The sequence below is a fragment of the Microcoleus sp. AT8-B5 genome (assembly GCF_036705565.1).
Classification (GTDB): domain Bacteria; phylum Cyanobacteriota; class Cyanobacteriia; order Cyanobacteriales; family Microcoleaceae; genus Microcoleus.
Genome location: NZ_JAUBUY010000003.1, coordinates 128,611 through 142,113, shown reverse-complemented (window position 1 = coordinate 142,113; position 13,503 = coordinate 128,611). Strand labels below are relative to the sequence as shown.

8 protein-coding genes and 1 pseudogene are annotated in these 13,503 nt (G+C 47.5%); 5 read left to right on the top strand and 4 right to left on the bottom strand.

Annotated features, from left to right (window positions below):
- Positions 1 to 999: pseudogene (locus QUB39_RS03485) on the bottom strand (alpha-mannosidase); the annotation flags it as partial.
- 343 nt (positions 1,000 to 1,342) lie between these two features.
- On the opposite strand from QUB39_RS03485, the gene QUB39_RS03480 reads away from it, so the two are divergent.
- The 4 genes from QUB39_RS03480 to QUB39_RS03465 all read left to right on the top strand — a co-directional run bounded on the left by QUB39_RS03480 (position 1,343) and on the right by QUB39_RS03465 (position 7,296).
- Positions 1,343 to 3,325, top strand: coding sequence for a hypothetical protein (locus QUB39_RS03480; protein ID WP_333209695.1), 1,983 nt, complete (start codon positions 1,343 to 1,345; stop codon positions 3,323 to 3,325).
- 78 nt (positions 3,326 to 3,403) lie between these two features.
- Positions 3,404 to 3,520 carry a photosystem II reaction center protein I gene (locus QUB39_RS03475; protein WP_039887172.1) on the top strand — a complete coding sequence of 39 codons (117 nt, stop codon included), beginning with the start codon at positions 3,404 to 3,406 and terminating at the stop codon, positions 3,518 to 3,520.
- Positions 3,521 to 3,963: 443 nt separating this feature from the next.
- Positions 3,964 to 6,492 (top strand): DUF3769 domain-containing protein, encoded by a 2,529-nt coding sequence (locus QUB39_RS03470; protein ID WP_333209693.1) that lies wholly within the window; start codon positions 3,964 to 3,966, stop codon positions 6,490 to 6,492.
- Positions 6,493 to 6,624: 132 nt separating this feature from the next.
- Positions 6,625 to 7,296 (top strand): hypothetical protein, encoded by a 672-nt coding sequence (locus QUB39_RS03465; RefSeq protein ID WP_333209691.1) that lies wholly within the window; start codon positions 6,625 to 6,627, stop codon positions 7,294 to 7,296.
- 25 nt (positions 7,297 to 7,321) lie between these two features.
- Here the strand turns inward: QUB39_RS03465 and QUB39_RS03460 are convergent, their stop codons facing one another.
- Positions 7,322 to 7,837: a phycobiliprotein lyase gene (locus QUB39_RS03460; RefSeq protein ID WP_333209689.1), complete on the bottom strand. Its 516-nt coding sequence runs from the start codon at positions 7,835 to 7,837 to the stop codon at positions 7,322 to 7,324.
- A gap of 703 nt (positions 7,838 to 8,540) precedes the next feature.
- On the opposite strand from QUB39_RS03460, the gene QUB39_RS03455 reads away from it, so the two are divergent.
- On the top strand, positions 8,541 to 10,769 hold the full coding sequence (locus QUB39_RS03455; RefSeq protein WP_333053084.1) for a hypothetical protein: 2,229 nt from the start codon (positions 8,541 to 8,543) through the stop codon (positions 10,767 to 10,769).
- A 77-nt stretch (positions 10,770 to 10,846) separates the two neighbouring features.
- Here the strand turns inward: QUB39_RS03455 and QUB39_RS03450 are convergent, their stop codons facing one another.
- Together QUB39_RS03450 and QUB39_RS03445 are read right to left on the bottom strand one after the other, a co-directional pair.
- Entirely contained in the window at positions 10,847 to 11,521 is a 675-nt protein-coding gene (locus tag QUB39_RS03450) for a Uma2 family endonuclease (RefSeq protein ID WP_333053086.1), read from the bottom strand.
- 226 nt (positions 11,522 to 11,747) lie between these two features.
- On the bottom strand, positions 11,748 to 13,157 hold the full coding sequence (locus QUB39_RS03445; protein ID WP_333053088.1) for a heterodisulfide reductase-related iron-sulfur binding cluster: 1,410 nt from the start codon (positions 13,155 to 13,157) through the stop codon (positions 11,748 to 11,750).
- Positions 13,158 to 13,503 lie beyond the last annotated feature (346 nt).

The following is a 13,503-nucleotide window of genomic DNA, read 5'->3' as shown; positions in this document are numbered from 1 at the left end:
TATATATATAGATGTAGCATCGCTATTGTCTCCAACCTGAGAAACCTCCTCCCTTCTTCCTCCCTCTGCGCCCTCTGCGCCCTCTGCGGTTCCCACATCTAAATTCCCAGAAAAAGATGTCAGCTCACCGCTTTCTCCTATATATATAGATGTAGCATCGCTATTGTCTCCAACCTGAGAAACCTCCTCCCTTCTTCCTCCCTCTGCGCCCTCTGTGTCCTCTGCGGTTCCATCATCTAAATCCCCCAAAAAAGCCCGCAGATATCCCAGTAAATTGTGCCGCAAAACAGACAGCGAGCGATCGAACTTATCGCGATCGCCCACCGCCGCCCAATCAATCAAACCCATAGCCAAATCAATCTCAGATTTCAGCATTTCCCCCTTGACAAACCTGGGGCGATTTGCTATTATTTCGGTGGGGAGGTATTGGGAATTTTTAATTTCTAAATTTCGACTAAGCGAATTTTGCAAAATCTCTAATTCGGCAGCCACAAAACCCGGATCGAAACAAGAAGAGTCAGCAGCTTCGTACAAACAAATCGATCGCACTAAAGCACCGCTATCGTGACCCGGACTTACCAACCGCAAAATTACTAAAAATTCATCTCCGGGATTGGCCGACGAACTCAACAAAACTCGATCGGCAAAATCAAATAAATCTCCCTGTCCGACCAACTCGCCGTTGACAAAAATTTGAGCATCTTCCGCCCACCAAGTCAAGCCCAGTAGCAACCGCAAACCAACCACAGGATAGCCGTGCAAATTGTCAGGAATTACAAATTGCTGACCCAAATACAAAACTTGCTTCCCCGACGGCCAAGTAATATGTCCTTTGCTGTTAAGTTCGACAACAGGACTGTTACAAATATTTACCGAAGAGACAGCAGAGTCAGAATCGCAGTACCTCCAACCAGACTGAACCTCCACTTGGCTGAGGCGGCGCAACTTTTCGACAGTGGCAGAAATATTGTTGCTAGCAGGTGACACAGAAGCGCTCATATTTCGCTAAAATAGGAATTGTGTATTAATCAAAAATCGGATTGAACTCACATCTTGCACTATTCTCAAGAACAGGCAAGATGCCTGTTCCACAAAGAGTGAATTTTCTTGTGGGGAGTAGGGGGTGGGCATCCTGCAGCCAGTAAAAGGCTTATTGACATGGGTGCAATATCTTATATCGAACCGCGAAGACGCGTTCGGCGAAGCCGTTCCCGAAGGGTAGGACGCGAAGAAATAAAGGTTTCAGAGGGTTTGAAGCTTCGATTAAGATATCGCTTTGATTTTACAGCAATATTCAGCAATTCCGGCGCGAATCAAAAATCTGAATTCAAGAATTAAACTTATGTCCAACGGTTACTACGGCCCATACCAAAGCCGACTATTAAATTTTATATCGAAACAGTCCCGCCAAGTCGCTGACAATTGCGATCGAACTTGGCGTCAAATTAAAGAAACAACTCTCACCGCCACCCAAATTCTGCTTTATCCAGCTTATTTGCTGGTGCAAAGTTCCCGAATGCTGGGCCGACAGTTGCGGGCATCAAGTCAAAAAATAGATTTACCGGAACTGCAAGAATTTGGCGGTGACGAAAATGCCGATTTGCCACAAAATTGGTATCAGGGGGAAGTTTCCGAAGAAAGTTCGATCGCCGAAATTTTGCACCTCGCCGAAAATTTACTAACCTCGTCGCAAACCGCGAAAACTTTAGCCAGCTTCCCGCTGTTAATAAATCAGGGAAATGCTGCTAGCGATTTACATCCGGCTATCAATTTTAGCGGACAAACCGCCAAGCATCAAACCACTTCCGTCTTAGAACACCCGCTGGCTAAAACTGAATTAAAACCCCAGCCGAAAGTTGAGGGAATTGCCAGTTTTATACCAGCCCGCACTTTAGTATTGGTGGGAAGAGAAAATCAGATATTAGATATTTTGACACCCGAACAGCAGGAAATGCTTGAAGGTTGCATAACTTGGGAAGTAGCCAACAGCGGGCCGGAACGACGGGAAATTACCCAAAAAGAATTAAAATTTAATCTCGGTTTGGAGTCAGCGGCGAAAAAAGCGCAGTTACCGCCGATGCGTCGTTTTTGGGAATTGATGGCCTGGCTTCAGACGAGTCCGGTTGCCCTCAAAAGAAATCAGTTTGGAGAATCAATCCTCGCAGTTAAAAAATCGATCGACCGCAATGCCATCCTAGTCCAAAAAGCCCGCGCGCAGATCGAAGCAAAAACCGCACAGCAGTCAATTGCGGCATCGAATTCGATCGACCACAATACCCCAAAACTAGAAACTAATTTTAACAGCAAGTTCGATCGACCCCCAACTCCTCTCTCCTTTGTTACATTACTCGATCGCGCCGCCGTCAACATCGAGGAATTAACCCTCCCGCCAGCGGCAAAAACAACCGCCGCACCCACGGAAGCCCCCGGAGTCAAAATTGACACATCCGGCACAGATGCCAATGTAGATTTTTCCGCCCGTGACATCCTCGAAAAATACGCTAGAAACATCGAACAAATGATTTGGTCGTCAGTAGACCACCTTTTGGGCAAAGAAACGGCAGCCAGTGATAATACGGAGAAATCAGTTGCAATTCAGTATTATTTGAAACAGCGAGAACAAGAAAATACCCAAAATAGCCCAGAGGTCGATCGACCGTGGCTCAACTGGCAAGACTTATTCGGAGAAGCAGCACCGCCGCATTTAATCGACGGCAGTTCCCAGCCAGAGGCAGTAGTTCAAACCCTAATATCACAAGCTAACCCAAAAGTCAAGCAGGAAATAGCAGAAGTAGGAGAATTGCCCGAAGGTCGATCGATCGCAGTCTCAATATCCCCTTACCCCGAAGCACTTCACCGCCTGCTAGGGCAGCTAAAACAGAGCTTGCTCACAAAAAGCCCAAATACTCAACCCCAAACAGCATCTGATTTATCAGATTTAGCAGTTACTCAAAAAAATAGCTCTGCACTCGCAGCAGAATCAACCCCAGGGCGCGCGCCGGAAACCCAAGTGCCAAAAAACACCAACCCGAACACCGCACAAAACAACAAATCCCCAGCAGCAATCACCCCGCAAACCAGCAGATACACCGCCCCAACCCGCGCTGCTGCTGAACCAAAAAATCCCAGCGCAGGCGTCCCACCAGAGGGCGAATACTTAGAAACAAAAGCAGAATCGATGGGATACATTAAGCACCCCCTAGAACAAGTGCTCGAATGGCTCGATCGAGTTATGCTGCGGCTAGAAAACATCGCCGAGCAACTCTGGAATTGGGCAAAAATCAACTTGCCAAAAATCCTCAAAAGCAAAGATAAAATTGACTAATCTTTAGCTTATGATAAAAAAGTTGCGGCAACAGCAGCAAATCAGCTCAGTATTAGGCCATCTTTGGAGACTCCCACAGTGCTAACCCTCAAAATCGTAGTTAATGTAGTTGTTTTATTTTTTGTTTCCCTGTTCATATTTGGATTTTTGTCCAATGACCCAGCCCGGAACCCCAACCGCAGAGACATGGAATAAACAACTTATCTCGCCCGCAGAGTAGGGGCGCGTCACCGCAGCCCCTGCAACAGCCGACAAACCCGCAAAAATTAGTCGGACAAAACTTGACAATCCAAGCATCCAGGATACAAGCCCCCTGATTCATCAGTCCAGAAATAAAAAACCTGTATCCGATAAAGGAGCCCCCGAATTGATCCGTGGGGTAAATGCTTCAAATCTAAAATCTAAAATCTAAAATCTAAAATCGATTGACCTCGCACCGCCAGCGAGGTTATCTTGTGGCGGAAGCAAGTTCTGAAAGCAGCCCTATTCCGGCGCGCCAAAGCCACTGCAAATTTTAGATGTCAGATTAATCTCTAAACAGTTACCTTTTAGATGCAAAATTTTCAATAAATTGCACCCTATAAAATCTAAAATCTAAAATCTAAAATCTAAAATCGGATGACTTACCTGTAGTAACTATGCCCTATCCGGTACCGCCGCCAGAACCCCCTGGCATCATCTACATCGCAAAGCCAAAAAAAGTCGCCCTCACTGTCGCGGCCGGCGATGGAGACACCCTCCGCAACCCCGCAGAAATACCGGAACCAAGCCCAGACATCGTTCAGCCAGAACCCACACCAGCCCCAGCAGAACCCGCAGCCACACTCCTCGGCACCACTGCAGCCACCGATGGGCCTCCAGAAATCGCCGACCCCCTAGCGGAAGTCGAAAGCGGCCACGCAGTGGTGGGATTTCAGCGTCAGGCCCCTGTGGAAGAACCCGAAACTGCGGAAACTCCGAAAGATTCCTCGTTTACAGCTTACCAATTGGGTTCGGTAGAAAATGCCATTGCCATTCGGAATCGGGAACGAACCGCAGAGGCGCAGAGAAAACAGGAGAGAAATCTTGCCGGAAAGCAGGAAAGTTGGTATCAGGCCCAAGGCCGACAGTTAGAAGATAACTCTCCCCAACCTGCTGAAATTCCCGTTCCAGAACCCGCCCTAGAACCAGAACCCAGCGGGCAACAGCAGTTCGACATTCCCGCACCAGCAACCACCCCCGCACCCAGAACACCCCCTGCGCCGACACCGAAACCTAAACCAGCCGCGCCGGGAGTCCGCACCGCCCCTTCTCAGCGGACGGTGCCTTTTCCGGTGACTCCGGCCGATATTATTGAAGTTAAGGCCGATAGCCAAGAATTCGACGACAAGCAGCAAATTGTGACGGCGGTTGGTAATGTCGTCGTGCGGTTCCGGCAAACTGTGATTGATGCCGATCGAGCGATTGTCAACTTAGTCACCCGCCAAGTGGTAGCATCCGGCAATGTCGCCTATACCCGCGGGCAACAAGTAGTGCGCGGCCAGCGGATGGAGTTCAATCTCGGCCTCAACAGCGGCGCAGTCGAACAAGCAAGAGGCGAAATATTCCTGCCCGCAGCAGGTAGCGAATTGACTCCCACACTGCCGACAGATATTAGTGCCGGGACGATTCTCGAACAGCCACTGAGCGATCGAATTACCAGCCAGCAGCCCCTGCGCGGAGTCAGATCCCCCGGCGCTGCTACAGTAACTCTCGGTGGGGGTGGACAGCTAGCAGCCCCCCAAGTGGTCGGCGCCGTCAACCGCATCCGCTTTGAAGCAGAACGCATCGAACTGCTGCCAGACGGCGCGAGGGTAGCAACCAACATTCGGCTTACTAACGACCCGTTTTCCCCCCCGGAATTTGAATACAGGGCCCGGACGGCGACGATTAGAAGGATTTCGCCCACGGCAGAGGAATTAGTCACAACGAAACCCCGCTTGGTGTTCGACAACCGAGTGAAAATACCCGTGTATCCCCGCAGGCAAGTGTTTGACAGCAGGCAGCAGAGCGGCCCGTGTTTGACCTTTGGCTACGACGGAGGCGAACGCGGCGGTTTGTATGCCGAGTGCGGTTTTGAGGTGTTGCAAAACGGGCCGGTGCGGCTGACTCTGACGCCCCAAATTTACCTGCAGCGTCTCGTGGCAGAGAACGGCGGCAATCCGTTTTCTCCCGACAGCTACGGGCTGAAAGCGAGGTTGGGCGCTAGTCTGGGCCCGCGTACCAGGCTGGACGGATCGGCAATATTTCTGAGTTTTGAAAATTTCCCGAACTTGCCGGAAGACAGCTTTCGGGGCAATTTGCGCCTGCGACAGTCGATCGGCACTCACACTCTGGCCGCAGAATACAGTTATCGCGATCGACTGTTTAACGGTTCTCTGGGCTTTCAAACCGTGCAGAGCAGCCTGGGGGCAGTCCTGACTTCCCCAGTCATCCCACTCGGAGGCACGGGCATCAATCTCAGCTACCAAGCTGGGTATCAATTTATCAATGCTGACACCGATCGACCAGACTTGCTCGAACCAGTGCGGGAAAACAACCGCATCGATCTGGGCCGTTCCCAAGTTAGCTTTGCCTTGAGTCGCGGCTTCAACCTGTGGGAGGGCGAACCGCTGCCCCGCACTCCCACCCAAGGTTTGAAGTACACGCGGACGCCGGTGGTTCCTTTCTTGCAACTAGCCTTGGGACTCCGGGGAGTTGGTACTTATTACAGCAGTGGCGATCGACAAAATTCCCTCGCCCCCAGCGTCGGCATTCAAGGGCAGTTCGGTCATTTCTCCCGCCCTTTCCTCGATTACACTGGGTTTAACGTGACTTATACCCAAGTGGGGCGCGACGGTGTATCGCCGTTTTTATTCGATCGCCTAGTAGATTTGAGAGTCCTGTCTTTTGGACTTGTCCAGCAAGTTTACGGAGGCTTTCGAGTTGGATTTCAAAGTGCTATTAATTTAGAAAGCGGGGAAACAATCAGTACGAATTACACTCTAGAATACAGCCGCCGCAGCTACGCAATCATTTTGCGTTTTAATCCTGAGCGTCAAGTCGGCAGCCTGACTTTTAGAATTAGCGACTTCAACTGGAATGGGACTCCCCAACCTTTTTCCGGGGACGCGCGAACTGTAGAAGGAGGAGTGCGTTTATCCGATTAATTCAATGGGCTAATTGGTAATTAGTGATTGGGAATTGGTCATTGGGAATTGGTCATTGGGAATTTTGAACCAACCGTCAACAGAAAACAGTCCACAGAAAACAGTCAACAGTCAACAGTCAACAGACAACACATGACAGAAGTGACCGCAATATCTGCACAAGCAGCGGCTCTGCTGGTTCACTACGGTTTTGACCTAGGTGGCAAAAAAGCCGAGAAATTGGCGGGTGAATGGCTGACCAAGTATCCCGGCTATTGGCTGCGTTTAGCAGTGGTTGAAGCGCTTTATCAAGGGCGCTACAAGGCTGTTTCTGTGGGACAGCTATTGAGTATGTGGCATCGGATAGGTCAACCTCTCTATCATTTCAATCGCGAGTTTGAACGCTTGGTATGCAATAATTTTCCTCAAAATTTAACGGGGGAAAGTGCTGCTCAACTGTCACCGGAAGATATACTTTTATCGCACCAGGAACCGGAAGTAAGTGCCGCAGAGTTAGATTTGCGTGGGCCGTCAGAGGCGCAACTGGATGTGGCGCTTCAAGCAGAAGTCCCAAACACAGAGGCCCAGGAAACAGGAAAATTACCTGCTGCCGACGATCGCACCAAAGAAAATACAGAATTTGTAGTATATGAAGATGTGGCTGTTACTGCCCTCGCCGATCGCGCCGAAGCCGAGCACAAATTAGCGGACAAACCTGTGGCAAAATCATTCCCAGTTGTCAAACACACTGATTTTCATACCAAGTTAAAAGCGATTGCCAGAGAAGGCCGAAGAAAGAAGGGAGAAAGCAGAAATAGAGTGTAAACTTTGGGAACTATATAGTTATTTTTCACTTTTCACTTGGGGCACTTACTCCCATCCGAATTTCCGAACAAAAAGAAGCTTGTTCCGTACCGTTAGCTTGCTTAACAACGCTAGTCCGCAGCCGCAAATTGGGCATGAGATACCACAGCCTTTCTTCCGCATGGAGGGTGTCTGATTCTGTAATCAATGTCAGCACGTCATCGCCCATCACGTAGCGACTGTTACCCTTGTCTTGCAACACTTTGCCAACGCTTGGATTGTCGGGATTAGGTACGATCGCTAGTATTGTAGAACCGATTTGTTTAGCTTGGTCGCGATCGGGAATACCGTCCCAACTAATCCGAACGCTAGTTAGCTTAGTTGAAGCCGGGTTAATCGAGTGTTGTTGGCAAAGTTTAACGACTGCTGCATCGCTAGCTGTCAGTATTTCTATTTTGAGGTCGGATTTACCTGCCTGCAATTCCCCAGAATGGAGATTGTGTACGGTACGCTGAGAAAACCATTTACCTGCACTTAACTCGAAAAACTCGATAACATCCATGAAATTTGTCTCTAAAGTCAATACTGCTTTATTTGCGATCGTGACTTGCGCGCTATGGAGTCAGAAACCCGGTTTCTTCCTACGTACCTAGCGGTCAAACCAATGATTTTGTCTAGAAACCCGGTTTAATAGTGCAAGTCCTTTTCTATATTTTAGAGGAAGGGGGCGCACCTGCAAAGCTTTCTGAGAGCTTTAGGTGAAACAGATTGCAGATGCCGCCCTGGTAGCAAACCCAACCAGGGGGACATCTGCCTCCCTGATGTGGCCGACTTGAGAGAAAATTAGAGCATCCGCCATCATGTTTCGTTATAAAAAGTCTTTTTCGCACTTTCAATAGGATTGCGATACCTGAAAATTTTTAGCTTGAGAGTGTTTATTGATCGACCATTGCCCAAAGAGCCGCTATGTTAAGAAAAACAAAGATATATGTCAGCTTTTGTCGCTCAATCGGTAAATTGGGCGTTGCTGAGTTGAATTATATTGGCCGCGATTTATTGTAATCGCACTGCTTGAAAATTCTCAAAGCAGACTTCGACTAAAAAACAAGCAATTCATCGAACCATCACCAAACCGAGGACAGCAAGCCTATAGCACATAGCATTCAAATATGTCATGCTAAGTCTAAGAGAAAAGATTCTCGATCGGCTTTTCGGTAGGGTGCAGCTAGCGATCGTATACATTTAAAGAACACATCCGTAAATTTATGACCGAGTTTAAACAAGGGCTGGATCAAATCCAGCCCGCAGAACAGACGAACTACCTGGGAATATTGCCCAGTCAGCTAGCAGCGACTTCAGACTCCGAAAAATTATACAGCTTACTAACAGATTACAATTTTATTAAAGCCAAGCTGTCAGCATCGGGAGTACAGGCGCTAATAGAAGATTACGATTTAGCAACAAGTCCCGATATTATTTCAGACCAAAAAGCCGAACGACTCAAATTAATCCAAGAAGCAATTCGGCTGTCAGCCCACATTCTAGCCGCAGATAAAAGCCAACTAGCCACCCAACTAATAGCCCGCTTGATGCGCTTTGAAAGTCCAGAAATTCAAGCCCTGCTAGCACAGGCAAAACATCAAACAACCCCCTGGCTGCGACCGCTAACGCCCAGCTTTACCCCTCCCGGCGGGAGATTGCTGCGTACCCTCACCGGACATACAGACTGGGTACAAGGTGTAGCAATCACCCCCGACGGCAAGCGGGCAATTTCTGCGTCCTCCGACCACACTCTTAAAATTTGGCACTTAGAAACAGGAGAAGAACTTGGCACCCTCAAAGGTCATCTTACCTACGTCAATGCTGTAGCTGTAACCCCCGACGGTACTAAAGTAATTTCCGGTTCTTGGGACAATACAATTAAAATTTGGGATTTAGAAACAGCGACAGAAATATTTACCTTTGCAGGCGATACTTTTGCCGTAGAAGCAGTAGCAGTAACTCCCGACGGCAAGCGAGTAATTTCAGGTTCTTGGGATGGCAGTATTAAAGTTTGGGATTTGACAAGCAGGGAAGTAATTTTTAACTTCAAAGGTCACAGCAGTTTTGTCCAGTCCGTAGCAGTAAGTCCTGATAGCAAACGGTTAATTTCCGGGTCGGGAGACAACAGCATGAAAGTCTGGAACATAGAAACCGGAAAAGAACTTTTTACTCTCACCGGTCATACAGACTGGGTAAAAAGTGTAGCCGTTACTCCCGACGGCGAAAAAATAATTTCCGGCAGCTACGACGAAACTGTTCAAGTCTGGAGTTTGTCAGAAAGAAAGCAACTTTTCACTTTAGGAAAACACAGCAGTTTCGTTCAAGCTGTGGCTGTTACCCCCGACGGCAAACGGGTAATTTCGGCTGCCGGCGACAAAACGCTGAAAGTTTGGAATCTCGAAACAAAAGAAGAACTTTTCACTTTTACCAATCACATAGCCCCAGTGAATGCTGTGGCCGTTACCCCGGACGGCAAGAGGATAGTTTCTGGTTCCTCTGACAAAACTCTCAAAGTTTGGCACTTAGAAACAGGCAAAGAAAATTTATCATTTGCAGGTCACGATGACTGGGTAAATGCCGTAGCAGTGACGGCGGACGGTACGAAAGCGATTTCCGGTTCAGGAGACAACAGCATTAAAGTCTGGAATCTCAAAAAGGGACAGGAAATTTTAACTATTTCGGGGCATCAAGATTGGGTAAAAGCGATCGCAATCACACCGGATAGCAAGCGAGTAGTTTCGGGTTCCGGCGACAAAACTGTGAAAGTTTGGGATATAGAAACCGGAAAAGAAATCTTTACTTTCACGGGTCACACAGACTGGGTAAATTCTGTGGCAGTGACGCCAGACGGAACGATGGCGATTTCCGGTTCTGGAGACAAAACTATTAAAGTTTGGAATCTAGAAACAGGAGAGGAAGTTTTTACTTTTTTAGGTCATGAGGACGGGATAAAAGCTGTGGCAGTTACTCCCGACAGCAAGCGGGTTATTTCGGCTTCCGGCGACCAAACTCTGAAAATTTGGAGTTTGGGTAAAGAAAAGAATATTTTGGCAAATTTCTGGAATTTAGCCGTCAAAAATCTACTTTTCACTCTCAAAGGTCATGAGAGTTTTGTGAATGCTGTGGCAGTTACGGCGGATGGCAAATGGGCGATTTCAGGAGGGCGGGAACAGAATTTGAAAGTTTGGGATTTGTCAAGTAGAAAAGAAGTTTTTACTTTGGCAGGTCATGCAGATGCGGTAACATCGGTGGCGACTATGGGAACAAAGGCAATTTCTGTTTCGGACGATAATACTCTCAAAGTTTGGGATTTGTTAAGTCGAGAAGTAATTGCTAGTTTCAGCGGAGATAGTGCTTTGAAAGCTTGCGCTATTGCACCGGATGGGGTGACAATCTTAGTGGCGGAAGCTTCGGGACAGGTGCATTTTTTGAGGTTAGAAGACGGGAAATAGTCATTAGTCATTAGTCATTATGCCGATCGCACTTTTGCTAAAATTTAAAAGTGCGATGGTCTTTTCCCCCATCTAGTTTACAATTGTTCCGGGTCAATTCCCATCGATCGCAGTCTTTCTGCTAGGACAGCAGCCCGCTGTTCAGCTTGTTCTGCCCGCAGTCGTTCTTGTTCCAAGCTGCGAGAAACATCCTCATAACTTGTAAACGGTTGGCCGTCAGGGCGATAAATTTGCAACTCTTCACCCGACAAATCAAAGCGAATTCCCAGTCGGGGACTGACCCAATTTTCGATCGCATCAATTACGTCCAAACGCCCCTGTGAACGCATCCAACCGCTGAAATCGTTGCGTTCCGGGTCGTACAGGTAATATTCCTCTACCCCGTGGCGATCGTAAAATACCTGTTTTTTATTCATTTCTGTTAGCCTGTTACCGGGAGAAAGAATTTCAAACACTACTTGTGGCGCGATATTTTCTTCTTCCCACTGCTTGTAAGAACCCCTATCTCCTTTCGGTCTGCCCAAGACTACCATCACATCCGGGCCGATAGAAGTTTTGTTATCTCCTTCAACAGGATACCACAGCAAATTTCCGGCGACAAATACATTCGGGTCATCCGCAAATAGCCACGCTAAATTTTGTTGAATGATGAGTATCCAGCGAAATTGTTTGGTATTGTCTGACATTGGTTCGCCGTCGCTGTCGGGGTAAATTACATCAGGTTTTTGAGGAGACTTAAGTTGAGTTACCATAACTGTTGTCCGGGGTTAGGGACTGTTTAATTTAATTTTAGCTTGTAGGAAGAGTGAAAAGTGCGATTAAGAGCGGGATAGCTAAGCCGCGCGTACTTTCTCAATACAATAACCTATTCATATTTCTCTCTCTTCTCTTCCTCTGCGCCCTCTGCGCCCTCTGCGGTTCATAAAAAAAATCTCACTCAGCATCGAAAATAGGGCAGACACCACCCGCCCTACAAAACTACTTCCTCAGCAACTTCACCCCGCGAATCGAATAATCCAAAAGCTCAATTGGGTGCATCAAAGTAACTGTTTTTCCCTGCAACTCCAAATGCTTCTTAATTTGCAAAGAACAACCCGGATTAGAAGAAGCAATCAACTCCGCCCCAGTATTCAGCAAATTCTCCACCTTTTGCACACCCAACTCATCAGCCACCTCCGGCTGAAGCATATTGTAAACCCCCGCACTCCCGCAGCACAAAGCCGCATCCACAGGTTCTTTTAACTTCACCCCAGGGATTTGTTGCAGCAACTGACGCGGCTGCAAACTAATCTTTTGCCCGTGCAACAAATGACAAGCATCCTGATATACAATTGTCAAATCTCCCTCAATCAAAGGATTGAGTTTCGCCGTAATTCCCGCACTTGCCAAAAACTCTTGCACGTCCTTAACATTAGCAGCAAATTTCTCAGCTTTCTCCCGATAATCAGGGTCATCCGCTAAAATGTGACCGTATTCTTTCAAAGTATGGCCGCACCCAGCAGCGTTGATAATCACAAAATCAACACCCGTATTTTCAAAGCTATCAATCATTTGTCTCGCCAAGGCTTTCGCCTGTTGGGCTTGGCCTTGGTGTTCCGGCAAAGCAGCACAGCATCCCTGACTTTTAGGAACCACAACCTCGCAACCGTTAGCCGTCAAAACACGCACAGTAGCCTCATTAACTGGCGAAAATAACAGCCGCTGCACGCAGCCTAAAATCACGCCGACTCGATAGCGTTTCTCCCCTTGTGCCGGAATTACCTCTGGTAAATTATCCCGGAAAGAATCGACAGTAACTTTCGGCAAAATTGATTCCATCGCCGCCAAGCGGGGAAAGACTTTTTTCAGCAAACCTGTTTTGCGGACAAGTTTTGGCAGTCCTAATTTTTGATAAATAAATAGCGGTACAAGCAAAGGCCGCAATCTGTGAGGATAAGGGAAGAGATTAAAAATCAGAGTGCGAATTACATTGTCGGAAAAAGTGCGTTCCTGATTTCTAGTAACTTGGTGGCGAGTAGCGGAAATTAACTTGTCGTATTGAACTCCAGACGGACAAGTTGTAACGCAGGCCAAACAGCCCAAACAAGTATCGAAATGCTGCGAGGTTGCTTCGTTTAAAGGTGCGTCGCCTTCGTTAATTGCATCCATTAAATAAATGCGGCCTCTGGGGGAATCCATTTCTTTGCCGAGTACGCGATAACTCGGACAAGTTGACAAACAAAAGCCGCAGTGTACGCAAGTGTCGATTAATTTCGGATCGGGCGGATTGTTCGCGTCGAAACCTGGGATTTCGAGGGTTTGTAAGTGGGGATTTTGTGCTAGAAAATTGCTTTCTTTTGCAGGTCTTAAATTGTCGCTGGGAAGTTGAGATTTTTCTGAAGTTTGCATATATGGGAGAAAGTTCGGCAACGAGCAATGTACGGGATGTAACGGATGTAACGGATGTCAGTCCGATGGAAGTCGGAAGAAGAAAGAAGGAATAAGAAAAAAAGTTTAGTTATCTAGGAGAGAAGTCAGAAGCAATCGATTGCTTATATTTCAGCAATTAAGAAAAGAACTTCCTAACAGTCAGGCGCGGTTGCTATGCTTAGCAAGCCTAAATCCATCAAGCAAACAAAACTTCTCTTCTTTTCTCTTTCTTCGCGGTCTTCGCGCCTTCGCGGTTCGTTAAAAAACAAATCTGGTTCACAAATGACATAGACCGGGATTCAAGAAATACCCAACTCCTGACTAT